The sequence below is a fragment of the Aquabacterium sp. T101 genome (assembly GCF_057219775.1).
In genome coordinates, this window is sequence record NZ_JBXVVZ010000005.1 from 44,501 (window position 1) to 68,585 (window position 24,085).

Annotated in this window: 19 protein-coding genes and 1 other RNA gene; 10 read left to right on the forward strand and 10 right to left on the reverse strand. The window is 71.5% G+C overall.

Annotated features, from left to right (window positions below):
* Nucleotides 1-57: 57 nt before the first annotated feature.
* The 6 genes from AC2EAQ_RS13750 to AC2EAQ_RS13775 are packed head-to-tail and all read right to left on the reverse strand — an operon-like array spanning nt 58 to nt 6,150.
* Complete coding sequence (locus AC2EAQ_RS13750; protein ID WP_484645070.1) at nt 58-1,032, reverse strand: threo-3-hydroxy-L-aspartate ammonia-lyase; 975 nt, start codon at nt 1,030-1,032, stop codon at nt 58-60.
* 33 nt (nt 1,033-1,065) lie between these two features.
* On the reverse strand, nt 1,066-2,277 hold the full coding sequence (locus tag AC2EAQ_RS13755) for an MFS transporter (protein WP_484644900.1): 1,212 nt from the start codon (nt 2,275-2,277) through the stop codon (nt 1,066-1,068).
* 25 nt (nt 2,278-2,302) lie between these two features.
* Nucleotides 2,303-3,154 carry an ABC transporter permease gene (locus AC2EAQ_RS13760; protein WP_484644901.1) on the reverse strand — a complete coding sequence of 284 codons (852 nt, stop codon included), beginning with the start codon at nt 3,152-3,154 and terminating at the stop codon, nt 2,303-2,305.
* On the reverse strand, nt 3,151-4,017 hold the full coding sequence (locus AC2EAQ_RS13765; RefSeq protein WP_484644902.1) for an ABC transporter permease: 867 nt from the start codon (nt 4,015-4,017) through the stop codon (nt 3,151-3,153). Before AC2EAQ_RS13765 ends, AC2EAQ_RS13760 begins: the two co-directional genes overlap by 4 nt.
* Entirely contained in the window at nt 4,014-5,147 is a 1,134-nt protein-coding gene (locus tag AC2EAQ_RS13770; protein WP_484644903.1) for an extracellular solute-binding protein, read from the reverse strand. The genes AC2EAQ_RS13765 and AC2EAQ_RS13770 overlap by 4 nt, the downstream gene beginning before the upstream one ends.
* Nucleotides 5,148-5,157: 10 nt before the next feature.
* Entirely contained in the window at nt 5,158-6,150 is a 993-nt protein-coding gene (locus AC2EAQ_RS13775; protein WP_484644904.1) for an ABC transporter ATP-binding protein, read from the reverse strand.
* 193 nt (nt 6,151-6,343) lie between these two features.
* Here AC2EAQ_RS13775 and AC2EAQ_RS13780 point away from each other — a divergent pair, with 193 nt between their 5' ends.
* The 7 genes from AC2EAQ_RS13780 (at nt 6,344) to htpX (ending at nt 13,192) form a co-directional block, all read left to right on the forward strand.
* Nucleotides 6,344-7,579 carry a malonyl-CoA decarboxylase domain-containing protein gene (locus tag AC2EAQ_RS13780; RefSeq protein ID WP_484644905.1) on the forward strand — a complete coding sequence of 412 codons (1,236 nt, stop codon included), beginning with the start codon at nt 6,344-6,346 and terminating at the stop codon, nt 7,577-7,579.
* A gap of 26 nt (nt 7,580-7,605) precedes the next feature.
* Nucleotides 7,606-8,583: a Bug family tripartite tricarboxylate transporter substrate binding protein gene (locus AC2EAQ_RS13785; protein ID WP_484644906.1), complete on the forward strand. Its 978-nt coding sequence runs from the start codon at nt 7,606-7,608 to the stop codon at nt 8,581-8,583.
* Nucleotides 8,584-8,602: 19 nt separating this feature from the next.
* The gene (locus AC2EAQ_RS13790; RefSeq protein WP_484644907.1) at nt 8,603-10,177 is read left to right on the forward strand and encodes a malonate--CoA ligase; all 1,575 of its coding nucleotides are present in this window, start codon (nt 8,603-8,605) and stop codon (nt 10,175-10,177) included.
* Complete coding sequence (locus AC2EAQ_RS13795) at nt 10,170-10,418, forward strand: cysteine-rich CWC family protein (protein WP_484644908.1); 249 nt, start codon at nt 10,170-10,172, stop codon at nt 10,416-10,418. Before AC2EAQ_RS13790 ends, AC2EAQ_RS13795 begins: the two co-directional genes overlap by 8 nt.
* The gene (pyrC, locus tag AC2EAQ_RS13800) at nt 10,397-11,428 is read left to right on the forward strand and encodes a dihydroorotase (protein ID WP_484644909.1); all 1,032 of its coding nucleotides are present in this window, start codon (nt 10,397-10,399) and stop codon (nt 11,426-11,428) included. Before AC2EAQ_RS13795 ends, pyrC begins: the two co-directional genes overlap by 22 nt.
* Nucleotides 11,425-12,255, forward strand: coding sequence for an NYN domain-containing protein (locus tag AC2EAQ_RS13805; RefSeq protein ID WP_484644910.1), 831 nt, complete (start codon nt 11,425-11,427; stop codon nt 12,253-12,255). The genes pyrC and AC2EAQ_RS13805 overlap by 4 nt, the downstream gene beginning before the upstream one ends.
* A gap of 64 nt (nt 12,256-12,319) precedes the next feature.
* On the forward strand, nt 12,320-13,192 hold the full coding sequence (gene htpX, locus AC2EAQ_RS13810; RefSeq protein ID WP_484644911.1) for a protease HtpX: 873 nt from the start codon (nt 12,320-12,322) through the stop codon (nt 13,190-13,192).
* Between the two features lie 104 nt (nt 13,193-13,296).
* Here htpX and AC2EAQ_RS13815 read toward each other — a convergent pair whose 3' ends face one another.
* Entirely contained in the window at nt 13,297-14,784 is a 1,488-nt protein-coding gene (locus AC2EAQ_RS13815; protein ID WP_484644912.1) for a sensor histidine kinase, read from the reverse strand.
* Between the two features lie 56 nt (nt 14,785-14,840).
* Between AC2EAQ_RS13815 and rnpB the strand changes: the two genes are divergently transcribed.
* Nucleotides 14,841-15,168: RNase P RNA component class A (gene rnpB / locus AC2EAQ_RS13820), an RNA gene on the forward strand.
* A gap of 17 nt (nt 15,169-15,185) precedes the next feature.
* Nucleotides 15,186-16,394 carry a multidrug effflux MFS transporter gene (locus AC2EAQ_RS13825; RefSeq protein ID WP_484644913.1) on the forward strand — a complete coding sequence of 403 codons (1,209 nt, stop codon included), beginning with the start codon at nt 15,186-15,188 and terminating at the stop codon, nt 16,392-16,394.
* A 135-nt stretch (nt 16,395-16,529) separates the two neighbouring features.
* Here AC2EAQ_RS13825 and AC2EAQ_RS13830 read toward each other — a convergent pair whose 3' ends face one another.
* The 3 genes from AC2EAQ_RS13830 to AC2EAQ_RS13840 form a co-directional block, all read right to left on the reverse strand.
* Complete coding sequence (locus tag AC2EAQ_RS13830) at nt 16,530-18,470, reverse strand: glucokinase (protein WP_484644914.1); 1,941 nt, start codon at nt 18,468-18,470, stop codon at nt 16,530-16,532.
* A complete protein-coding gene (gene glk, locus AC2EAQ_RS13835) occupies nt 18,467-19,408 on the reverse strand; it encodes a glucokinase (protein ID WP_484644915.1) in 942 nt (313 codons plus the stop codon). The genes AC2EAQ_RS13830 and glk overlap by 4 nt, the downstream gene beginning before the upstream one ends.
* Nucleotides 19,409-19,581: 173 nt before the next feature.
* Nucleotides 19,582-20,913, reverse strand: a complete 1,332-nt coding sequence (locus AC2EAQ_RS13840) for an MATE family efflux transporter (RefSeq protein WP_484644916.1) — start codon at nt 20,911-20,913, stop codon at nt 19,582-19,584.
* A gap of 289 nt (nt 20,914-21,202) precedes the next feature.
* Here AC2EAQ_RS13840 and AC2EAQ_RS13845 point away from each other — a divergent pair, with 289 nt between their 5' ends.
* Nucleotides 21,203-24,058 carry a TonB-dependent receptor gene (locus AC2EAQ_RS13845; RefSeq protein WP_484644917.1) on the forward strand — a complete coding sequence of 952 codons (2,856 nt, stop codon included), beginning with the start codon at nt 21,203-21,205 and terminating at the stop codon, nt 24,056-24,058.
* Nucleotides 24,059-24,085: the final 27 nt, after the last annotated feature.

Sequence of the window (24,085 nt, forward strand, 5' to 3'; positions counted from 1 at the left end):
CCTCCCTCCGGGAGGGAGGCTCCAGCCAGTCCGACGAGCGGAGTGAAGCCCGGGCCGTCAGGACTGTCCGCTGATCAGCGCGGCGAAGCGCGCCAGGTCGACGTTGCCGCCGCTGACGACGATGCCCACGCGCAGGCCGCGCAACTCGTCCTTCATCGTGCGCGCACCGGCCAGCGACAACGCGCCGGTGGGTTCCACCACCAGCTTCATGCGCTCGGCATAGAAGCGCATCGCGTCCACCAGCTGCGCGTCGGTGGCGGTGACGATGTCGGCGCCGGCCTGGCGCAGGATCGCGAAGGGCAGCGCACCGATCTGCTGCGTCTGCGCGCCGTCGGCCAGCGTCTGCGGCGTGGCGATGCGCACGAGGGTGCCGCTGCGCAGCGACTGCTGGCCGTCGTTGCCGGCCTCGGGCTCCACGCCGATGAGGCGCGCGTGCGGCGCGCGGCCGTGCAGCGCGAGCGCGCAGCCGGCCATCAGCCCGGCCCCGCCGACGCAGACGAACAGCGCGTCCAGCGGGCCGGCGTCTTCCAGCAGCTCGAGCGCCGCGGTGCCCTGGCCGGCGATCACGTCGGCGTGGTCATAGGGCGGGATCAGGGCGCAGCCGTCACGCTCGGCGATGTCGCGCGCGATGCGCTCGCGGTCGTCGCGAAAGCGGTCGTAGGTGATGACGGTGGCGCCGTAGCCGCGCGTGGCGGCAAGCTTGGCCGCCGGCGCGTCCCCGGGCATCACGATGGTGGCCGGCAGGCCCAGCATCCGGGCGGCCAGCGCCACCGCCTGTGCATGGTTGCCGGACGAGAACGCCACCACGCCGGCGCGCCGCTGCGCGTCCGTCAGGCACGACAGCGCGTTGAATGCGCCGCGGAACTTGAACGCGCCCATGCGCTGGAAGTTCTCGCACTTGAAGAACACCTGCGCGCCGAACTCGGCGTCGGCGGTGGCCGAGCGCAGCACCGGCGTGCGGTGGGCGTGGCCGTGCAGCCGGCGCGCGGCGGCGGCGACGTCGTCGAAGGTGGGCGGCGCGGTGGTCGGCATCACGGGTGGGGTTCGGTCGGTCGGAGTGAAGGCTTATACGGCATGGGCCGGCGGTGGCGCGTCGCTGACGCGCGGCGCGCAGACCGCCAGCGCCGCGGCGGCCACCACCACCAGGCCCAGCCCGACGGTGAGCGACGTGGCCTGCGCCAGCGACCCCACCAGTGGCGGGCCGAGCACCACCCCGAGCCAGCCGAACGACGAGACGATGGCCAGCCCCGCTGCCGGGCTGGCGCCGGGCAGCCGTGCCGAGGCGATGTAGAGCACCGGGATCACGTTGGCCAGCCCGAGCCCCACGAGCGCCAGCCCGACCAGCGCCACCGGCACCGCGTCGGCCAGCAACACCAGCGCCATCGACACGCCGGCCAGCAGCGCGCTGCCGGCGAGCAGGCGCGACGACGGCATGCGCTCGCGCAGGCGGTCGCCGCCGAAGCGGCCGGCGGCCATCGCGGCGGAGAACGCGGCAAAGCCGAGCGCGGCCACATCGGCCGGCGCGCCGCGCTCGCGCTGCAGGAACAGCACGCTCCAGTCGTAGATGGCGCCTTCGGCCAGCATGCCCAGCACCGCGAGCGCTCCGAGCAGCGCGACGCGGCGGCGCGTCGGCGCGGCCATCTGGCGCCAGCCCGAGGCCGGTGCCGCGCCCCCGGGCGACGCGGCCGCCGCCTGCGCGGCCTGCGCCGCGTGGGCCTGGCGCTGCAGCAGGCCGGCGCAGGCCACGGCGGCGGCCACCAGCGCGCCCACCGCCACCGCGCCGGTCTGCATCGCTGGCGCCACGCCGGTGCGGTTCATCGCCGCGCAGGCGAGCGCGCCGGCCATCCCGCCCAGGCTCCACAGGCCGTGCATCTGGCTCATCACCTTGCGCCCGAGCGCGGTCTCGATCGCGCTGCCCTCGGCATTGATCGCCACGTCGTACAGGCCGACGCAGGCACCGAATACCACCACCGCCACGGCCAGCGCGGCGGGATGCTCGAAGCGCAACAGCAGCGCCAGGGCCACGCACATCGCCAGCGCCGCGGCGGCACAGGTGCGGCGATGGCCGTGGGCGGCGATCAGCCGGCCGGCGTAGGCCAGGCACAGCACGGCGCCGAGCGCCACGCCGAACAGGGCCATCGAGAGCTGGCCGTCGTCGAGCCCGTAGTGCGCCCGGATCGACGGCACGTGCACGCCGAAGGCCGCCATCACGAAACCGAAGACGAAGAACGCGAGATGGGTGGCGCGGCGCGCGCGGACCAGGGCCGACGGGGTCATCGGCCCGCATCCTACGGGCATGCGCTCAGCGCCCGACCATCGCCAGCACGTCGGCCTTGAGGAAGCGCTCCACCAGCAGCATGAAGGCGATCGAAGGCACCAGCAGCAGCAGCGCGGTGATCGACGCGATCTGGTAGTTGCCGCCCATGCTGGCGTTGAACATCAGCAGCGGCAAGGTCGTGACGTCGGGTACGCCGACGAAGTAGGTGCCGGTGAACTCGTCGAGCGATTCGAGGAAGACGAAGATCGCGCTGGCGATCAGACCTGGGGTGGCGAGCGGCAGCGTCACGGTGGCGAAGCATCGCCACGGCCCTGCGCCCAGGTTGCGCGCCGCCTCCTCGAGCTGCACGTCCACCGCGGCGAACGCGGCGCTGGCGATCCACACCGCCAGCACCAGGCCATGCGCCGCATGCACCAGCACCACGCCGGCCACCGTGCCGTTCAGTCGCAGCTCGTAGAACATGCGCGCGATGTTCACGTAGATGGGCAGGTTGGGGATCGCCTGCGGCAACAGGAACAGCAACAGGATGAAGGCCCGCCAGGGCAGCTTCAGTCGCGCCAGCGCGTAGCCTGCCGGCACCGCCACCGCGAGGCAGAACGCCACCGTGAGCAGCGCGATCCAGATGCTGGTGACGAGCGACTGCACGGCGCCGCCGCGCGGCTCGAACACGCGGCCCCAGAAGGTCAGGCCGAACTCCTGCGGAATCTTGCCCGGGAAGTACCAGCGCTCGGCAAAGGCCCACAGCAGCAGGTTGGCCAGAGGGCCGAAGATCACGAAGGCCAGCAGCGCGATGGCCAGCGCCCGCAGCAGCATGCGGCCGGCACGCGCCGCCCGGCCGCCCGGCGCGGCCACGGGCGCAGACAGCACCGCGCTCACGACGCCTGCTCCGCGCGCCGCACGGCGTGGCGCAGGTAGACCCAGGCGCCGGCCGCGCCGAACAGCAAGGACACCAGGCACAGCGCGTTGGCCACCGCATAGTCGCCGTGCGTGCTGATGCGGTAGGCCACGTCCACCGTCATCATCGTCGGCGAGTTCGGGTTGATCATCATCGGCACCGACAGCACCGACAGCATCGTGACGAAGGACAGAACCAGGCCCACGAGCAGCGTGCCGCGCACCTGCGGCAGCACGATGCCGCCGAGCACACGCCAGCGCGGCGCGCCCAGGTTGCGAGCTGCCTCCACGTGCTGCGGGTCCACCGAGGCCATGGCGCCGGCCAGCAGCAGCGTCACGAAGGGCGCCTGTTTCCAGACGAAGGCGATGACGATGCCGCGCCAGTCGAGCAGGCTCTGTGCGGCCAGGGGCTCGATGACACCACTGCCCACCAGCACGTGGTTGAGCATGCCATTCTTGGCGAGAAAGGTGCGCATCACCTGACCAGTGACCACGAAAGGGATGAACAGCGGCCAGCGGTACAGCCAGCGCAGCGCGGCCTTGGTGCGCGGGTGCTCGCCCAGCGTCAGGTAGCCGGCGATGGCGATGGCCACCGCGGCGATCAGCGCGCACGACAGCAGCACGATGGCCACCGTGAACACCATGTCGTTCCAGTAGTACTCGAACGACTTGGCGAAGTGCGCCAGCGTGAACGCGCCGGCCTTGTCGGTGAACGCACTGTGCACCGACAGGCCCAGCGGCACGACGAAGAACAGCGCGATCACGGCCAGCGCCGGCGCCACCAGCAGCAGGCCGGCCACGTAGGGCGGCATCGACCGGGCGCGCACGGCGCTGCCCGCCGTCACTTCATGACCACCCGCTCGTAGCCTTCGACGATGTCGGTGAAGTAGTCGGACAGCGGGAACGGCCGGCCATAGCGCTGCAGCGCGTCGGGCTTGATGTCGGTGAACAACTTGTCCCAGCTGGCCTTGTCGAGTTTGCCCTGCACGTGCTGCGCGTCGATGCCGGGGTACCAGTTGAACTTCTTGACGATGCCTTCGGCCTGGATCTCGGGACTCGCCGCGAACTCGACGAACCTGCGCGCGATGGCGGCGTTGGCAGCCTTGGCCGGCACGGCGTAGTACATCGGCTGGCCGGGCAGGCCCGGCTCGGGCAGCGCGAGCTTGAGCTTCGGGCTCAGCTTGCCGTCGGCCACCCAGGTGTAGAACATGTCCACCCACACCGGGCCCATCGCGATCTCGCCGCGGTTGAGCATGTCCAGCGTGCCGGCGTTGCCCGGCGTAAGCACGACGTTCTTGTTGAACTCCTTCAGGCCGGCGAGCGACTTCTCGATGGCGGCCTTGCGGCCGGCGTCATAGGGGCCCTCCTCGAGCTGCTTGCCCAGGCCGCTGGTGGCCGACACGTAGCCCATCACGAAACCCACGCCGGACATGCCGCCCTTGACGCCGTTGTAGCCGAACTGCTTCGGGTACTGCTTGACCCAGGCCTCGAGCTCGCCGAAGGTCTTCGGCGGAGCCTTGACCAGGTCGGGGTTGTAGGCCAGCGCAATCTGGCTGTGGAACATCGGGATCACGAAGCCGTCGACGTTCTGGCCGAGCGCATTCCTGGCGGTGTCGCGCGACACCAGCTTGTCGGTGGCGATCTGCTTGCGGTAGGACGCCAGCAGGTTCTCCTTGACCATCGTGGCCGCACCACGTTGGTGGATCACGGCCACGTCGACGTCCCAGGTCGCGGCCCCGGCCTTGGCCTGCGCCGACAGCTTCTCGTAGATCTTCTGCGAGCCGGCATCGCCCGGCCCGGTGCCCACGGCCTTGACCGTGACGCCGGGATTGAGCTTCTCGAAGCGCGGTGCGAGGAAGGTGTTGACGTAGTCGACCATGTTCTGGTCGCCGGCAGTCACCACGTTGAGCGTGGTCTGGGCCGCGGCAGGCAGTGCCGCCAGGGCGGCGGCCAGGGTCAGTGCGAGTCTTCTCATCAGTGTCTCCTCAGGGGGTCGGGAACAACAGCAAAGCGTCGCGCGGGACGATGACATGGGTGCGACGGCCCTCGGGCACGAGGGCCGGGTCGTCGACCCAGACCGGGCCGCCCGCCAGGCGCACGCGATGGCGCCAGCCGTGGCCCAGGTAGGCAGCCTGCTCGACGGTGCCTTCCAGGCTGATCGCCGCGTCGGTCGGCGCCGGGGCGTCGGCCAGGCGCGCGCGGTCGCCGCGGAAGTGGGCGCGGCGCGGTGCGCCGCTGCCGTCGGACAGCTCGATGGCGTTGTCGGCGCCCATGAAGCCGGCCACGAAGGGACTGGCCGGCCGGTGGAACACCTCCTCGGGGGTGCCGTACTGCAGCACGCGCCCGCCGTCGATGACGGCGATGCGGTCGGCCAGGGTCAGCGCCTCCTCGCGGTCGTGCGTGACGTACACCGCGGTGATGCCCACGCGCCGCTGCAGCGCGCGCAGCTCGTGGCGCAGGTCCAGGCGCACCTTGTAGTCGAGGTTGCTCATCGGCTCGTCGAGCAGCAGCATCAGCGGGTCCACCGCCAGCGCGCGGCCCATCGCAACGCGCTGGCGCTGGCCGCCCGACAGGGACGAGACGCTGCGGCGCTCGAAGCCCTCGAGCTGGAGCAGGCGAAGCATGTCGGCCACGCGTGCGGCGACTCGGGCCTTGTCCGCGCCGCGCATGCGCAGGCCATAGCCAATGTTGGCCGCCACGTCCATGTGCGGCCACAGGGCGTAGGACTGGAACATCATCGCGGTGTTGCGCGCCTCGGGTGGCAGCGCAGTGATGTCGCGGCTGTCCACGACGATGCGGCCGGCCGACGGCCGCACGAAGCCTGCGATCGATCGCAGCAGCGTCGTCTTGCCGCAACCGGACGCGCCCAGCAGCGCCACCATCTCGCCCCGTTGCACGTCCAGACTCACCCGGTCGAGCACGGGTGGCCCCGAGCCATAGGCCACGGTGATCGAATCGACCGAGAGGTAGGCACTCATGCACGGGAGCGGAGCAAGAGGCCGCCGCTGCGACGAATCTACGCCTGGTCCGCGACACCCGCATGAGGGTCAGTACCGCCCGGGTGAGCACCGATGCGGGGCATCGCAAACAGGGGAGGGCGCGTGGCGCCGCCATCAGGCATGCTGCGGACGCGACTTTCCCGCCCGCTGCCGACCCCGAATCCACCGAGCGATGCCCCGACAACTGCTGACCGACTGCCGCCGCCTGCTGTCGGTGCGCGGCGAAGGCAACAGCACCCAGCTCGCCGCGGCCATCGTGGCGCGGCTGGACAGCCTGCCCGACACCGAGCGCCACCGCTTCTTCGACCGCCTGGCCAGCGACTTCAGCCCCGACCCGGCGCGCGTGCTGGCCGCCGCGCAGGCCTATGCCGCGCAGCCCGACGCCGCGCACCAGGTGGCACTGACGCGCGAGGCCGAGCCGCTGCGGCAGGAGCTGTTCCGGCGCCTGAACCGCGCGCCCGGCGGCACCGCGGCGCTGGTGCGCCTGCGCCGCGCGCTGCTCGAGCGGCTGCCGCGCCAGAAGTCGCTGGCGGCGGTGGAAGCCGACCTGCTGCACCTGCTGTCGAGCTGGTTCAACCCCGGCTTCCTGGAGATGCGGCGCGTGGACTGGGACTCGCCGGCGCAGCTGCTGGAGCAGATCATCCGCCACGAGGCGGTGCACGAGATCGACGGCTGGGACGACCTGCGACGGCGCCTGCAGCCCGACCGCCGCTGCTTCGCGTTCTTCCATCCGCAGCTGCCGCACGAGCCGCTGATCTTCGTCGAGGTGGCGCTGGTGCCGGAGATGTCGGGCGCGATCGCGCCGCTGATCGACAAGCGCGCCACGCCGCTCGCGCCCGAGCACTTCAAGGTGGCGGTGTTCTATTCCATCAGCAACTGCCAGCCGGGCCTGCGCGGCGTGTCGATGGGCAACTTCCTGATCAAGCGCGTGGCCGAGCAGCTCAAGCGCGAGCTGCCGCAGCTCAAGACCTTCTGCACGCTGTCGCCGGTGCCCGGCTTCATGGGCTGGCTCGCCCGCGTGCCGCGCGAGGCGCTGCCCGAGCGCGCCGGCCGGGCCCACGACACGCTGCTGGCGGCCTGCGGCGGCGACTTCGCGGCGCTGACGCAGTCCGCGCGGCTGACCGCGCTGTCGGGTGCGGCGCATCACGCGCTGTGGCGCCTGGCAGCGCACTACCTGGTGCAGCTGTCGCCGCAGCCACACGGCGACCCGGTGGCGCGCTTCCACCTCGACAACGGCGCGCGGCTGGAGCGCCTGAACGCGCAGGCCAACCTGTCGGCCAAGGGCCTGAAGCAATCGGCCGGCCTGATGGTGAATTACCTATATGACCTCGGGCGTGTCGAGAGGCATCATGACCGCTTCGTGCAGGGGACGGTGGTGGCCAGCCGGGCCATCTCCAGCCTGCTGTGAGCTGTCAAGAACCCACGGAGACGCCGATGACCCCCACCTTCCAACGCCGTACCCTGCTGGCTGCCGGTGCCGCCGCCCTGGCCGCCCCGGCACTCGCGCAGGGGGCCTGGCCCTCCAAGCCCGTCACCATCGTGGTGCCGTTTCCGCCCGGCGGCGGCACCGACGCGTTCGCGCGGCCGCTGTTCGCGGTGATGACCAGGAACACCGGTCGCCAGTTCGTCATCGACAACAAGGGCGGCGCCGGCGGCACGCTCGGCGCGGGCATCGCGGCCAAGGCCGCCCCGGACGGCTACACCTTCTTCATGGGCGCGGTGCACCATGCCATCGCGCCGGCGGTGTACCCCAAGCTCGACTACAACCTCGAGAACGACTTCGTGCCGGTGGGCCTGGTGTCGTCGGTGCCGCAGGTCATCGTGGTGCATCCGCAGCGCGTGGCGGCCAAGACGCTGCCCGAGCTGCTGGACTACCTGCGCAAGAACCCCGGCAAGCTCAACTACGGCTCGGCCGGCAACGGCACGTCGCACCACCTCGCCGGCGAGCTGTTCAAGCTGCAGACCAAGACCTTCATCACCCACATCCCCTACCGCGGGGCGGGCCCCGCGCTGCAGGATCTCGTCGCCGGCCAGGTGGACCTGATGTTCGACGGCCTCGGCTCGTCGGCCGGCCACATCAAGGCCGGCCGCATCCGCGCCATCGCGCAGGCGGCTGACAAGCCGGCCCCGGGCTTCGCCGACGTGCCGCTGGCCAAGAACGGCGGCGCGCCGCAGTACCAGGTGGCCACCTGGTACGGCATCTGGGCCCCCAAGGGCACGCCGCGCGACGTGGTCACCGCGATGCAGAACGAGATGCGCAAGGCCCTCAACGGCGACGAGCTCAAGACCACCTGGACCAGCCTCGGCACCGAGACGCCCAACCTGTGGGGCGACGACTTCGGCAAGTTCGTGTCCGCCGAGACGCGCCGCTGGGGCGAGGTGGTCAAGGCCTCGGGGGTAAAGCTCGACTGATGGAGAGACGTCCGTACCCATGCCCCTGAACCACAACCTGTTCGTCGCGCTGCGATCGGCCTTCCCGGAGGACCTCGACGCCACCGCGATAGAGACCTGCGACACGCCCGAGCCGCTGTACTACACCTGGCGCGACCTCGACCGCGCCAGCGCGCGCATCGCCAACCTGCTCGGCTCGCTGGGCCTGCCCGACCAGTCGCGCGTGGCGGTGCACGTGGACAAGAGCGTCGAAGCGCTGATGCTGTACCTGGGCGTGCTGCGCGCCGGCCACGTGTACCTGCCGCTGAACACCGGCTACCAGGCCACCGAGCTGGATTACTTCATCGGCAATGCCGAGCCGGCGGTGGTGGTGTGCGCGCAGCGCAACTTCCCCTGGGTGAGCAAGCTGGCGTTCGCCGCCGGCGTGCACAACGTGTTCACGCTCGACGCCGGCACCGGCGCCCACGGCGCGGGCGGCGGCACGCTGCTCGAGCGCGCGGCCTTCATGGACGACTCGCACGCCGTGGTGCAGCGCGCCGCCGACGACCTCGCCGCCATCCTGTACACCAGCGGCACCACCGGCCGCAGCAAGGGCGCGATGCTGACGCACCGCAACCTGCTGTCCAACGCGCAGATGCTGCATGCCTACTGGGGCTGGCGCACGGCCGAGCAGGGCGGCGACGTGCTGATCCACGCGCTGCCGATCTTCCACGTGCACGGCCTGTTCGTGGCCAGCCATGGCGCGCTGCTGTCGGGCAGCAAGATGCTGTGGTTCGAGAAGTTCGACCCGCGCGCCACCATCCGCGAGATGGCGCGCGCCACCGTGTTCATGGGCGTGCCCACGCTGTACGTGCGCATGCTCGCCGAGCCCTCGCTCACGCGCGAGGCGGCGTCGAGGATGCGCATCTTCATGGCCGGGTCGGCGCCGCTGCTGCCCGAGACCTTCGAGGCCTGGCGCGAGCGCACCGGCCACACCATCGTCGAGCGCTACGGCATGAGCGAGACGGTGATCCTCACGTCCAACGCGTGGTTCCCGAAGGACGGGCAGCGCCGCGCCGGCACCGTGGGCAAGGCGCTGCCGGGGGTGGAACTGCGCGTGCACGACGACAAGGGCCGGCCCTGCCGCAACGGCGACGTCGGCGGCATCGAAGTCAAGGGCCCCAACGTGTTCAAGGGCTACTGGCGCATGCCCGAGAAGACGGCCGAGGAGTTCACCCACGACCTGTGGTTCAAGACCGGCGACGTCGGCCGCGTCGACGAGGACGGCGTGGTCACGATCGTGGGCCGCAGCAAGGACCTCATCATCTCCGGCGGCTACAACGTCTATCCGGCCGAGATCGAGGGCTACCTCAACGAGCAGCCGGGCGTGGCCGAGAGCGCGGTGGTCGGCGTGCCGCACCCCGACTTCGGCGAGGGCGTGATCGCCGTCGTGGTGCCGCGCCCCGGCGCCACGGTGGACGGCGCGGCACTGATCGCGGCGATGAAGGGCCGCATCGCGGCGTTCAAGGTGCCCAAGCGCGTGTACGTCGAGGCCGAGCTGCCGCGCAACCAGATGGGCAAGGTGCAGAAGAACCTGCTGCGCGACCGCCACAAGGACCTCTTCGCCGGTGGCTGAGCCCGGCGCGCCGGCCGACCGCTGCCCCCGCTGCGGTGGTGGCTTCCACTGCGGTGCGGCCGGCGCCGGGCCCTGCGCCTGCACCACGGTGCGGCTGGAGCCCGGCGCGCTGGCCGCGCTGCGCGCCACGTTCAGCGGCTGCCTGTGCCTGGCCTGCCTGACGGAGATCGCCGCCGGCGCCGCCGTGGCGCCGGGCCCGCCGTGGCGGACAATGCCCGCATGTCCGACACGATCACCCTGACCCGGCCCGACGACTGGCACCTGCACCTGCGCGACGGCGCCGCGATGGCGTCGGTGCTGCCGGCCACCGCGGCCCAGTTCGCGCGCGCCATCGTCATGCCCAACCTGCGGCCGCCGGTCACCACCGCGGCCGCCGCCGCGGCCTACCGTGAGCGCATCCTGGCCGCGCTGCCGGCCGGCGCCGACTTCATGCCGCTGATGACGCTGTACCTCACCGACAACCTTGCCCCCGACGAGATCGCGCGCGCCAAGGCCGCCGGCGTGGTGGCACTGAAGCTCTATCCGGCCGGCGCCACCACCAACAGCGACGCCGGCGTGACCGACATCCGCCGCACCTACCCCACGCTGGAGGCGATGCAGCGCGAGGGCCTGCTGCTGCTGGTGCACGGCGAGGTCACCGACCCGGCGGTGGACCTGTTCGACCGCGAGGCGGTGTTCATCGACCGCGTGATGCAGCCGCTGCGGCGCGACTTCCCCGGGCTGAAGGTGGTGTTCGAGCACATCACCACGCGCGAGGCGGCGCAGTACGTGGCCGGGGCCGGCGCGCTCACCGCCGCCACCATCACCGCGCACCACCTGCTGTACAACCGCAACGCCATCTTCACCGGCGGCCTGCGGCCGCACTACTACTGCCTGCCGGTGCTCAAGCGCGAGGTGCACCGCCAGGCGCTGGTGGCCGCGGCCACCAGCGGCAGCGACCGCTTCTTCCTCGGCACCGACAGCGCGCCGCACGCCGCCGCGCTGAAGGAGGCGTCGGTGTGCGGTGCCGGCTGCTACACCGCGCCGGCCGCGCTGGAGCTGTACGCCGAGGCCTTCGAGGCCGCCGGTGCGCTGGACAGGCTCGAGGGCTTCGCCAGCTTCCACGGCCCCGACTTCTACGGCCTGCCGCGCAACACGGGGCGCGTCACGCTGCGCCGCATGCCGTGGCAACTGCCCGAGACCGTGCCCTTCGGCGACACCGTGCTCAAGCCGCTGCGCGGCGGCGACACCCTGAACTGGAAACTGCAATGAACCACGACCGGGTGATGCTGCTGATCGACGCCGACAACGTGTCGCTCGACGTGATGGAACAGGCCGTGCCCTGGGTGGCCAGGCACTACGGCGGCCCGCACGTGCGGCGCGCCTACTGCACCGCCGAATCGGCGGTGAAGCACCAGCAGGCCTTCAAGAAGCTGGGCATCCGCCCGATGGTGAACCTGGCCGCGGGCAAGAACTCGACCGACATCGCGCTGGCGGTGGACGCGATCGACCTGGCCACCGCCGAGCGGCCCGAGGTGGTGGTGATCGCGTCGTCGGACAGCGACTTCGCGCCGCTGGTGGCGCGCCTGCGCGAGAAGGGCTGCCGCGTCGTGGGCATCGGCCAGCAGGGCAAGACCGGCGACGAGACGGTGTCGGTCTACGACGACTACGAAGTGATGGCCCACCGCAAGGGCGAGGCCGCTGCGGCGCCCGCCGGCGGCGGTGCCGCCGCACCGGCAACCCGGTCCCGCGGCGGCGCGCGCAAGGCGGCGGCCCCCCGCAAGGCCGCGGCCAAGACGCCGGCCGGCACCGCCCGCAAGGCCGCGGCCAAGGCGCCCGCGCGGAAGGCGGCCCCGAAGGTGGTGGCCGAGGCCGCGCCGGCCCGTCCGGCCCGGCCGGCGGGCGCCCAGGCCCTGGTCGACGCGCTGCCCGACCTGGCGGGCGGCCAGCCGATGCCCCTGAATGGCGCGGCGGTGCTGCTGCGCGAGGCCGGGCTGCTGTCGCGCCGCGGCTCGTCGACCCGGCTGTTCGGCCAGTTTCCGGACGTCTTCGAGCTGTCGCCGGCCCAGCAGCCCAATTACGTGACCCTACGCGCTTGAAGGTGGGGCCGACGCCCCAAAATCCGCCCAGCCTGCGTCGTGCAGGCGCCGAGGTCGTCCTGCGATGAAACGCATCTTCCTGTTCGTTGTCACCAACCTGGCCGTGATGCTGGTGCTGGGGCTGGTGGTCAACCTGTTCGGTCTGAACCGGTTCCTCACCGCCAACGGGCTGCAGCTCGGGCAGCTGCTCGCCTTCGCCGCGGTGATGGGCTTCGGCGGCGCGTTCATCTCGCTGCTGATGAGCAAGCCGATGGCCAAGTGGAGCACGCGCGCCCAGGTCATCAACGACTCGCCCGACCCGACGCACCAGTGGATCGTGTCCACCGTGCGCCGCTTCGCCGACAAGGCCGGCATCCAGATGCCCGAGGTGGCCATCTACGAGGGCGAGCCCAATGCCTTCGCCACCGGCGCGTTCAAGAACTCGGCGCTGGTGGCGGTGTCCACCGGCCTGCTGCAGGGCATGAACCGCGAGGAGGTCGAGGCCGTGATCGGCCACGAGGTGGCGCACGTGGCCAACGGCGACATGGTCACCATGACGCTGATCCAGGGCGTGATGAACACTTTCGTCGTGTTCCTGTCGCGCGTGATCGGCTATCTGGTGGACAGCGCGCTGCGCCGCGGCGACACGCGCGGCGGCCCCGGCATCGGCTACTACGTCACCACCATCGTGCTCGACATCGTGCTGGGCGTCGTGGCCGCGATGATCGTGGCCTGGTTCTCGCGCCAGCGCGAGTTCCGTGCCGACCGCGGCGCGGCCGACATGATGGGCAGCGCGCGCCCGATGCAGGCCGCGCTGGCGCGCCTGGGCGGCCTGCCGCCCGGCGAGCTGCCCAAGACGGTGCAGGCCCTGGGCATCACCGGCGTGCCGAGCGGGCTGATGAAGCTGTTCTCCAGCCATCCGCCGATCGAGGAACGCATCCGGGCGCTGAATCAGTAACCCCCCCCGTTGCGCCTTCGGCGCTCCCCCCCCAGGGGGGGCACCGCCGGCGGACCGGCGGAGCCGGGTCCGCGGCGGTTGCTGGGTCGGCTGAGGGGGGCCGCCTAGTTTGAGTGCGCGGCGCGCAGCAGGACGGTGAAGGTGGTGCCGCGGCCGGGCTCGCTGTCCACCTCGATGCGGCCGCCCATGCGGTCGACGAGCTGCTGCGACAGGGACAGGCCCAGGCCGGTGCCGGGGATGCTGGTGCTTTCGGCGCCCAGGCGCTCGAAGGGGCGGAAGATGCGTTCGAGCTGCTGCGCGTCCATACCGGGGCCGGTGTCGGCGATGCACAGGGCCACCTGGGTGCCGCGGCGCTCGGTGGTCACCTTCACCTGGCCGCCGGGGCGGTTGTACTTGACCGCGTTGGACAGCAGGTTGGTCATCACCTGACGCAGGCGCAGCCGGTCGGCCATCACCGCGTGCTCGCGGCCGTCGTGCCAGCGCGCCACCAGCTGCACGCCGGCCTCGGCCGCGCGCTGCGCCAGCATGCTCCAGGTGTCCTGCAGCAGCGCGCCGGGGTCCACCGGCTGCAGCGTCAGGCGCAGGCCGCCGCCCTGCGCGCTGGACAGGTCGAGCAGGTCGTCGACCACGCCCACGAGGTGGCGCCCGCTGTCGAGGATGCGCCCCACCCAGGGCCGGAAGTGCGGCGGCAGGTCCGGCGCCTGCTCCAGCAGCTGGGCGAAGCCGAGCACGCCGTTGAGCGGCGTGCGCAGCTCATGGCTCACGTGCGACAGCAGCTCGGTCTTGGCGCGGTTGGCGCTCTCGGCCAGGTCGCGAGCGCGGCGCAGGGCCTCGGCGTCCTTGGCGCTGGTCATGTCGGTGTGCGTGACCACCATGCGCAGCGGCCGACCTTGCGCGTCGCGCTCGAGCACCATGCCGCGCACCTGCACCCACTTCCAGTGGCCGTCCTTGCAGCGGAACCGGTGCTCGCTCACGTAGCGCGGCGTGCGGCCGGCCAGGTGCTCGTCGAGCAGACGCCGGCGCCGCGCATCGTCGTCGGGATGCAGGCGGCTGACGAAGGGCTCCGGCAGCGACGCCAGCTCCTGAGGCGTGAAGCCGTAGAGCTGGGCGAAGCCGTCCGAGAAGGTCTCGGTGCCCTCGGCGATGTTCCACTCCCACACGCCGTCGCCCGAACTGTCGAGCGCCTGGCGCCAGCGCCGCTCGCTGTCGCGCAGCAGCGCTTCCTGCCGCACGCGGTCGGTCACGTCCTCGATGGTGCCCTCGTGATAGAGCACGCGGCCCTGAGCGTCGCGCACCACGTGCGCGTTCTCGCTCACCCAGAGGCGCTCGCGCGTGCGGCGCCGGTAGACCTCCGAGACGAAGCCGCGCACGAAGCCGTCGCGCTCGAGCAGGTGCATGAACTCGGCGCGGCGTTCCGGCTGCACGTACCAGCCGGCCGGGCCCGCGTTATAGGCGGCGAGCTGTTCGGCCTCGTTGGACAGGCCGTTCAAGGCCACCAGCGCCCGGTTGGCGCGCAGCTGCCGCCCCTGCGGCGACGCGCGGTAGGCGCCGATCGGCAGCAGGTCGAACAGGGTCGAGAAGTTCTCGTCCATCGGGCGCGCCCGTCCTTGACCGCCGTTATACCGGTGCGTGGGACAATCCGCCACGTGAAGCAAGCCAGACCGCCGCTGGCACGAGGCCCGAAAGGGCGTGCTGGAGGAAGGTCCGGACTGCACAGGGCAGCGCAGCGGCTAACGGCCGTCCACCGCGAGGTGAGGATCAGAGCAACAGAGACGAGTCGGTGCCGGTCCGCCGGCATCGGGTGAAACGGGCAATCTCTGCGCGCAGCAACACCAAATAGGCCGGCATCGAGGCGGCCCGCGGAGCCGGCGGGTAGGTGGCACCGAGCCGGGCAGCAATGCCCGGCCCAGATGAATGGCGGTCACGGCGGGGGCGACCCCGCCGCACAGAATCCGGCCTATCGGCTTGCTTCACACTTTTTCCGCGCAAGCCCTTGAATCCCGACGCTTCCTCCCTCTGGCGCGGCCCGCGCTGGGCCCTGGCCCTGATGCTGGCAGGCCTGGGCACGCTCGGGCCGTTCTCGATCGACACCTACCTGCCGGCGTTCGACGGCATCGCTCGCACGCTCGGGGCCACGCCGCTGCAGATGCAGCAGACGCTGTCGGCCTACCTGTTCGGCTTCGCGGCGATGAACCTGTTCCACGGCGCGCTGGCCGACAGCTTCGGCCGCCGTCCGGTCGTCCTCGGGGGGCTGATCGTGTTCACGCTCGCATCGGTGGGCTGCGCGCTCACGCCGACCATCGGCGGGCTGATCTTCTTCCGGGCCCTGCAGGGCATGAGCGCGGGCGCGGGCATGGTGGTGTCGCGCGCGATCATCCGCGACCTGTATCCGCCGGCCGACGCGCAGCGCGTGATGAGCCAGGTGACGATCTTCTTCGGCGTCGCGCCGGCGGTGGCGCCCATGGTGGGCGGCGTGCTGTTCGTGCATGCCGACTGGCACTCGATCTTCTGGCTGCTCGCGGCCGTGGGCGCGGTGCTGACGCTGCTGAACTGGCGCCGCCTGCCCGAGACGCTGCACCCGTCGCAGGCCCAGCCCTTCGAGGTGCGCCACCTGCTTCGCGGCTACTGGCAGCTCGGCGCCAATGCGCGGTTCTTCGCGCTGTGCCTGGCCAGCGGCGTGCCGTTCAACGGCATGTTCCTCTACGTGCTGAGCGCGCCGGCCTGGCTCGGCGGCCACCTGCGCCTGGCGCCGACGCAGTTCTTCTGGTTCTTCTGCCTGTCGGTGGCCGGCATCATGCTCGGGGCGTGGCTGTCGGGCCGCTTCGCCGGCCGCGTGTCGCCGCGCTCGCAGATCCGCCGCGGCCTGAACCTGATGGTGCTGGCGACCGTGGCCAACCTCGCGCTCAACGCCGCCATGCCCGAGCCGCACTGGGCCTGGGCGCTGCCGCCGGTGGCCCTGTTCTCGTTCGGCTGGGCCCTGATGGTGCCGGTGGTGACGATCAAGGTGCTCGACCTCGTCCCCGACCGCCGCGGCATGGCCTCGTCGCTGCAGTCCTTCGTCGGCAGCATCGCTAACGGCCTCGTCGCCGGCGTCATCGCACCCCTGGTGATGCACTCGACGATGGCCCTGGCCCTGACCTCCGCCGCCTTCCTGGCCATCGGCCTCGTCGCCTGGCAGTGGGTCAAGCACAAGGTGCCGTAGACACCGGCACGCGACAAGCCAATCGGCGAGCCGCGAAGCGGCAAGCCGCGCCCCAGCAGACGCGGCGGGTCCGGCTCCGCCGGCCCGCCCGCGTCGCCCCCCTGGGGGGGAGCCGCGAAGCGGCAACGGGGGGGATCAATGGCTATGCGAAGTCAGCTTCGACAGCGGTGCCGCCGCACTGACCCCCGGCGCCACCGTGCGCGCGCGCGGCTCGGGTGCCGGGTCGTCGAAGTCGCCCCCGGCCGGTGCCGAGATCGGCGCCTGGCGCTGCATCGCCACGCCCACCGACACGATGTCCACCATCAGCAGGTGCAGCACGCGGCTGACCATCGGCAGATGCAGGTCGACGTCCTCGACATGGTCCACGATCAGGGCCACGTCGGCCTTGCGCGCCAGCGGCGTCTGGCTGGCGGTGATGGCCACCACCGAGGCGCCGCGTTCGCGGGCCGCGTCGGCCACCGCCAGCAGCTCGTCGCGGCGGCCGCTGCTGCTGATGATGAAGGCCACGTCGCCCGGGCCCAGCACCTGCGCGGCCAGCGCCTGCACGCGCGGGTCGACGAACACGCCCGACGGCATGCCCAGGCGCAGGAACTTGTACTGCGCGTCCTGCGCGATGGCGCCGTAGTAGCCGACCGCGAAGCAGTCCACGCGCCGCGCCGCGCTGACCAGCGCGATGGCGCGGTCGATGCTGTCGCGGTTGAGGTGGTCGCGCACCTGCAGGATCGAACTGGCGGTGTTGCCCAGCACCTTGGTGCCGAGTTCCAGCACCGAGTCGTCGCGCGTGACCTGGGTGTGGGTCACCGGCACGGTGCCGGTCAGGCCCGAGGCCAGGCGCAGCTTGAAGTCCGACAGGCCCTCGCAGCCGAGGGAGCGGCAGAAGCGGATCACCGTGGGCTGGCTGACCTGCGACGCGCGCGCGATCTCGGCCACCGGGTCGTTGAGCACCGAGCGCGGGTGCGCCAGCACGTGGTCGGCCACGCGGCGCTCGGCCGGCGACAGGTTCGGCCGCACGCGCTGGATCTGCCCGAGGATCGCCGAGGCGGTGGCGCCCGTCAGGTTGCGCAGTTGCGCCGCCAGGATCGCGGACACGCCGTGGAAGGTGGCGTTCTCGGCCGTGATCACCCAGGTGGGGATCTGCGCCAGGTACTCCGAGAAGCGGCCCTTGTCCTCGAAGCGCTGGCGGAAGCTGGAACGCTCGAAGTAGCTGCCCAGGCGCGGCACGATGCCGCCGCCGATGTAGATGCCGCCCAGCGCGCCCAGCGTCACCGCGAGATTGCCCGCGGCGGTGCCGAGCATGGCGCAGAACGCGTCGAGCGTCTCCACGCACACCGGATCGCTGCCGGCCAGGGCGCGGCGCGTGATCTCCGGCGCCGACAGGCCCTCGGCCACGCGCGCGCCGGCCCGCTCGGCCAGCGCACGGTAGATCAGCTCCAGCCCCGGCCCCGACAGCAGGCGCTCGAAGCTGACGTGGCTGTGCGGGCCGGTGCCGGTGCCGGCGCTGCGCCGGGGCAGCACCTTCCAGGCGTGGTGCAGGATCGCCAGCTCGCGTTCGTCGCGCGGCGCGAAGCTGGTGTGGCCACCCTCGGTGCCCAGCGCGATGAAGCCGTCGTCGGCGGGGATCAGGCCCGACACGCCCAGGCCCGAGCCCGAGCCCAGGATGCCGATCACGCTGCGCTCGCGGGCCTGGCCGCCGCCGACCTGGCGCCGGTCGCCCGAGGCCAGCCGCGGCAGCGCCATTGCCAGCGCGGTGAAGTCGTTGACCACCACCAGCGTGTCGAAGGCCAGCTTCTCGCGCATGGCCTCGATCGAGAACTGCCAGTGGTAGTTGGTCATCCGGACGTCGTCGCCCTCGACCGGATTGGCGATCGCCACCGCCGCATGCTGGATGTGCCCGGGCGGCAGCGTGGCGAGATAGCTGCGCACGGCCGCGTGGAAGTCGGCATGGTCGGCACAGCGCAGGGTGGCCGCGAGCTCGAAGCGGCCGGGCGCGGTTTCCAGCGTGAAGCGGGCGTAGGTGCCGCCGATGTCCGCCAGCAGCCGCGGGCTGTCGAAGCGGTTGCCGGCGGCGAGGCTCACCGCGCGTCCAGGGCCCGCGCGGCGCCCAGCAGCGCCGGCGACTCGGCCGTGATGACCCAGGTCGGGATCGCCTCGAGATAGCTGCGGAAACGTCCCTTGTCCTCGAAGCGAGACCGGAAAGGCAACTGGGCGAACCGCTTGCCCAGGCGCGGCACGATGCCGCCGCCGATGTAGACGCCGCCGCGCGCGCCCAGGGTCAGCGCGAGGTTGCCCGCCACGTTGCCGAGCAGGGCGGCGAAGTGCGTCACCGCCTCGGTGCAGCGCGCGTCCTGCGGTGCGCCGTCGTCGCCGAAGGCGCGCGCCATCACCTGGGCCGGCTCCAACGGGTCGGCGGACTCGCCGTCGAGCACGCAGGCGGCCTCGTACAGGTTCACCAGGCCGGGCCCGGACAGCGCGCGCTCGGCCGAGACATGGCCGAAGCGCTCGCGCAGCACGGCCAGCAGCGAGGCCTCCCGCGCGGTGGCCGCCGGCAGCGTGACATGGCCGCCTTCGCCGACGATCACGCGCCAGCCGTCGCGGCCGTCGGACACCAGGCCGGACACGCCCAGCCCGGTGCCAGGGCCGATCACGGCCAGCCCCGCGCCGGGGGCCGCCTGGCCGCCGCCGATGGCGCAGCGCTCGCCGGCGCCGAGGCCGGGCACCGCGTGGGCCAGAGCCTCGAAGTCGTTCAGCACCCGCACCTGGGTCGCGCCGAGGGCGCGGCGCAGGCCGTCGATCGAGAACGACCAGTGGTGGTTGGTCATCCGCACCTCGTCGCCCGTCACCGCGGTGGCGATGCCGAACGCCACATGCTCGGGCCGGGGCAGGCCGTGCTGGCGCAGGTAGGCCTCGATGCAGTCCGCGATCGAGGCGAAGTCGGCGGCGGAGAGGCTGTTCACCTGGGTCAGGGCTGCGCCCGGCGCCGCCTGCCACGCCCAGCGCGCGTTGGTGCCCCCCACGTCGCCCAGGAGCCTGGGAAACCCTGTCTGATGCCCGCCCACCGATGTTCCGAACTGGTCGTGTAGTTTGATTACGAAGTCACTCTATCAGAGCCCCGGTTTGCGTGGCAACCGAGCATCCATGGGGCTCTGGACGGCGTGAGCATGGCCTGTAGCTGCGTTACGCCACGGTTTCAGGCGGCCAGCGCGCGCAGGCGACGGTGGGCGGCGCGGGCCTGCGGCACCCAGCGCAGGCTGCGCCAGCGCCACCACATCGCCAGGCCGCGCAGCCACTCGTCGGCGGCATAGGCGATCCACAGGCCGGCCAGGCCGAGCCCGAGGTGCGCCCCGAGCCACCAGCTGCCGCCGGCCAGCACGAGTGTCATCGATACCGCTCCGGCCCCGGCAGGAAAGCGCGCGTCGCCGGCGGCGCGCAGCGCGTTGACGAGCACGAGGTTGAAGGTGCGCCCGGGCTCGAGCACCACGCTCCACCACAGCAGTGCCGTGGCGGCCGACACGATCGCCCGGTCCTGCGTGAACAGGCCCAGCAGCGCCGGACCGGCGACGGCGGCGGCCAGCGCTGCCGCCAGCGACACCGCCAGCCCGACGGCCAGCGCGCGCCGCACCACGCGGTCGGCCTCGCGCAGCCGGCCGGCGCCGACGTGGTGGCCGAGCACGATCTCCACCGCCAGGCCGGTGGCCAGGCCGGCCAGCAGCACGAGGTGGTTCACCTGCGAGGCGTAGGCATGGGCGGCCAGCGACGGCGCGCCGAACCCGGCGGCCACGGCGATGCTGACGGTGAAGCAGACCCGGTAGAGGATGTTCTCGGCCGCGCCCGGGGCGCCGATGGCCAGCACGGCGCGCAGCTCCGGCCCGGGCAGGCGCCACCAGTAAGCGCCGCGCGGCGCGATGCCGAGACGCTCGCGCCACAGCCACAGGTGCAGCACAAGCCCCAGCGCCCGGCTCGCCAGCAGCGCCACCGCGTAGCCGCCCAGCCCCAGCCTCGGCATCAGCACCGCCGCCAGCACGAGCTGCAGCAGCTGCAACGCGACAATGACGCGCAGCACGTCGCGACCGCGCAGGTGCGCCCGCATCACGCTCGACTGGGTCGCGTTCCAGGCGTCCAGCAGCAGCGCGGGCGCCAGCCACTGCAGCAGTGCCGCGGCACCGGGCAGCAGCGCCTCCGGGGTATTCAGGGCGCGCAACAGCGGCGCGGCCAGCGCGAGGGCCGCCAGCGCAATGGCCAGGCCGAGCCAGGTGGACGCGCCCATGGCGGCCCGCGCGACCGCGTCGGCCGCGCCGCGGTCGCCGCGTCCCAACGCCTGGGCCACCACCACGCTGACCCCGGCGCCGACGATGCGCATCAGGATGAACAGCGTGCCCACGACGTGCTGGGCCAGCGCGAAGGTCGCCGCCTGCGCGTCGCCCAGCCGGGCCGCCAGCGCCGTGCCGACCATGCCCACGCCGATGCCCAGCGCCAGTTCGAGGAACAGCGGTGCGGCCACCGCGGGCAGGCGGGCCTTCATCGGGGTCGCCAGGCCCCCGCGGCCGCTGCGGCGCTGACGTCGGGCTGACGACGCGAAGTAGTTTGACTACAAAACCACGCCAAGGCCGAAAGACGATGGCGCCGGTAGCAGCCGTGCGAAAGGCCTGTTTTCATAGGAGGCGTGGCCCGTGAATGGGTGTGTCCGGCGCAACATCCAGGGTTTACCCAATGTAGCGCATAGAGCTAGTTTTGGTACAAAACCAGCAAATACCTTCTGTTTCGGGTTCCTGCGCCCGTGACCTGGTACGGACCACACAACGAGGAGAAGCATGGTGAAGCGATCAATCGACCTGGCGCGCCGAGAGCGTGCAACCCGTTCCCTGTTCCGCCTGAGCCCGGTGGCCGCCGGCGCGACGGCCATGCTGCTGGGCATGGGCACCGCTGCGGCCCAGACGACCGGACCGTCGACGCAGCCGGCAGCCACCGGCGCGTCCGAGACGATCGTCATCACCGGCATCCGCCGCGGCATCGAGAACGCGATCAACGTCAAGAAGAACAGCGACTCCATCGTCGAGGCGATCAGCGCCGAGGACATCGGCAAGCTGCCCGACACCAGCGTGGCCGAGTCGATCGCCCGCCTGCCGGGCCTGGCGGCGCAGCGCACCCGGGGCCGTGCCCAGGGCATCAACGCGCGCGGCTTCTCGTCCGACTTCGCCGGCACCACGCTCAATGGCCGCGAGCAGGTCACCACCGGTGACAGCCGCGGCGTCGAGTTCGACGCCTATCCGTCGGAACTGCTGTCCGGCGTGCTCGTCTACAAGACCCCCGACGCCAGCCTGATGGGCCAGGGCCTGTCGGCCACGATCGACCTGCAGACCATCCGTCCGCTCGACGTGAGCGGCCGCCAGGTGGCGGTCAACTACCGCAAGCAGCGCACCGGCGTGGGCCTGAACACCGAAGAGGGTGGTGGCTACCGCTTCAGCCTGTCCTACGTGGACCAGTTCATGGACCGCAAGCTCGGCGTGGCGCTGGGCTTTGCCCGCCTCGACGACAGCGGCGCGCAGACCTCGCGCTTCGAGGCCTGGGGCGTGGCCGACAGCCAGGTCAATGGCGCCGGCCCGACGGTGCGCACGCCGGGCGGCTTCAATGCCTTCATCGACCAGGAAAAGCCCAAGCGCGACGGCGCCATGGCCGTGCTGCAGTTCCGTCCCAACAAGGACTTCAACAGCACGCTGGACCTGTTCTGGGGCAAGTTCGAGAAGAGCAAGACCACGCAGGGCTTCCAGGCCCCGATCGGGTTCTCCAGCGCCGGTGGCTACGACCCGGGCGGCACGCTCACCACGGCCACCGTGGCCGGCGGCATTGCCACCAGCGGCACGTTCAACAACTTCAAGGGCGTGATCCGGATGGACGAGGAGTTCATCGAGGACAAGCTCACGTCGCTGGGCTGGAAGAACCAGCTCAAGTTCGGCAAGGACTGGACCGGCACGCTCGACCTGAACCATTCGAAGAACACCCGCACCGGCGGCATCGTCGAGTCCACGGCCGGCCTGCCGGGCAACGGCAATGCCGGCGGCCAGGTCGACACGATCAGCTGGACCGGCTTCGACGGCACCAATGTCGGCGGCGCCAACTACACCACCGGCCTGGACTACACCAACCGCAACCTGATGCGCCTGACCGACGTGCAGGGCTGGGGCGGTGGCGTGACGCTGCCGCAGGCGGGCTACTCCAAGCTGCCCTTCGTGGAGGACAAGCTCAACGGCCTGCGCCTGTCGGCCAAGAAGGACCTGGGCGACGGCGGCTTCTTCTCGGCGGCGGACTTCGGCATCAACCTGACCGACCGCAACAAGGAGCGCTCCTACACCGAAGGCCGCATCGTCATCGCCGGCAGCGTGAACCTGACCAACGGCGCCGTGATCGACCCGTTCGCGTCGGCGCCGATCCCGGGCTCGACCACCATCGTTGCCCAGGGCATCCCGGTGGCGTCGTGGAAGCCTGGCGCGCTGCTCGGCTCGGTGTACGACGTGGTGCCCAAGTTCGTGCGCGACATCGCCAACAAGGACTGGCGCGTCGCCGAGAAGGTGACCACGGCCTACACCAAGTGGGACATCGACTCCAAGATCGGTGCCCTGCCGGTGCGCGGCAACATCGGCGTGCAGCTGGTGCATACCGACCAGAGCTCGACGGCCTTCAACATCGACGGCGCCCCGTGCCCGGCCGATGTCTGCTCGGCCACCGAAGTCAAGGGCGGCACGACCTACTCCGACGTGCTGCCGAGCGCGAACTTCGCGTTCGACCTGGGCGGCGACCAGACGCTGCGTTTCGGCCTGGCCCGCGTGCTGGCGCGCGCCAAGCTCAACGACATGCGCGCGAGCTTCGGCTTCGGCGTCGACACCGCCTCGGGCATCGCGATCCTCAAGGGCGGCGCGGGCAATCCCGAACTCAAGCCCTATCGCGCCAACGCGGTGGACATCTCCTACGAGAAGTACTTCGGCTCCAAGGCCTACTTCAGCGCGGCGTTCTTCCACAAGCACCTGACCAGCTACATCGTCGAGGTGGAGCAGCCGTTCGACTTCGCTCCGCTGGTCACGCCCGGCGTGACGCCGCTGCCGGCCGCCGGCCCGTTCGCCGGCTCGACGCTGGGCCTGCTCAAGCAGCCGCTCAACGGTAAGGGCGGCTCGGTCACCGGCCTCGAGGTGGCGGCGTCGTTCCCGCTGAACATGCTGCACAAGTCGCTCGACGGCTTCGGCGTGTTCGGCAACTACGCCAACACCGACAGCTCGGTGTCTCTGCCCACCAGCGGCTTCAACAGCAACAACGAGATCACCACGCCCAACATCCCGCTGCCGGGCCTGTCGAAGGAGGTCTACTCGTTCGGCGCCTACTTCGAGAAGCGGGGCTTCTCGGCGCGGATCGCGCAGCGCTCGCGTTCGGACTTCATCGGAGACGTGACCAACATCTTCGGTGACCGCAGCGTGACCTACGTGAAGGCCGAGCGCGTGGTCGACTACCAGATCGGCTACGAGTTCCAGAGCGGCCCCGCGCGCGGCCTGTCGCTGCTGTTCCAGGTGAGCAACGCCAACGACGCGCCGTTCATCCGCTACCGCGACACGCCGAGCAACCAGATCGAGAACACCAAGTACGGCAGGACCTACCTGTTCGGTCTGAACTACAAGCTCTGAGTCCCGGGCTGGTAGCCTACGAGCCCT

Coding starts and splice junctions, on each gene's coding strand:
- htpX (WP_484644911.1), top strand. CDS start 12,320: ATGAAACGCATCTTCCTGTTCGTTGTCACCAACCTGGCCGTGATGCTG.
- AC2EAQ_RS13815 (WP_484644912.1), bottom strand. CDS start 14,784: ATGGACGAGAACTTCTCGACCCTGTTCGACCTGCTGCCGATCGGCGCC.
- pyrC (WP_484644909.1), top strand. CDS start 10,397: ATGTCCGACACGATCACCCTGACCCGGCCCGACGACTGGCACCTGCAC.
- AC2EAQ_RS13805 (WP_484644910.1), top strand. CDS start 11,425: ATGAACCACGACCGGGTGATGCTGCTGATCGACGCCGACAACGTGTCG.
- AC2EAQ_RS13775 (WP_484644904.1), bottom strand. CDS start 6,150: ATGAGTGCCTACCTCTCGGTCGATTCGATCACCGTGGCCTATGGCTCG.
- AC2EAQ_RS13770 (WP_484644903.1), bottom strand. CDS start 5,147: ATGAGAAGACTCGCACTGACCCTGGCCGCCGCCCTGGCGGCACTGCCT.
- AC2EAQ_RS13780 (WP_484644905.1), top strand. CDS start 6,344: ATGCCCCGACAACTGCTGACCGACTGCCGCCGCCTGCTGTCGGTGCGC.
- AC2EAQ_RS13785 (WP_484644906.1), top strand. CDS start 7,606: ATGACCCCCACCTTCCAACGCCGTACCCTGCTGGCTGCCGGTGCCGCC.
- AC2EAQ_RS13845 (WP_484644917.1), top strand. CDS start 21,203: ATGGTGAAGCGATCAATCGACCTGGCGCGCCGAGAGCGTGCAACCCGT.
- AC2EAQ_RS13750 (WP_484645070.1), bottom strand. CDS start 1,032: ATGCCGACCACCGCGCCGCCCACCTTCGACGACGTCGCCGCCGCCGCG.
- AC2EAQ_RS13790 (WP_484644907.1), top strand. CDS start 8,603: ATGCCCCTGAACCACAACCTGTTCGTCGCGCTGCGATCGGCCTTCCCG.
- AC2EAQ_RS13755 (WP_484644900.1), bottom strand. CDS start 2,277: ATGACCCCGTCGGCCCTGGTCCGCGCGCGCCGCGCCACCCATCTCGCG.
- AC2EAQ_RS13840 (WP_484644916.1), bottom strand. CDS start 20,913: ATGAAGGCCCGCCTGCCCGCGGTGGCCGCACCGCTGTTCCTCGAACTG.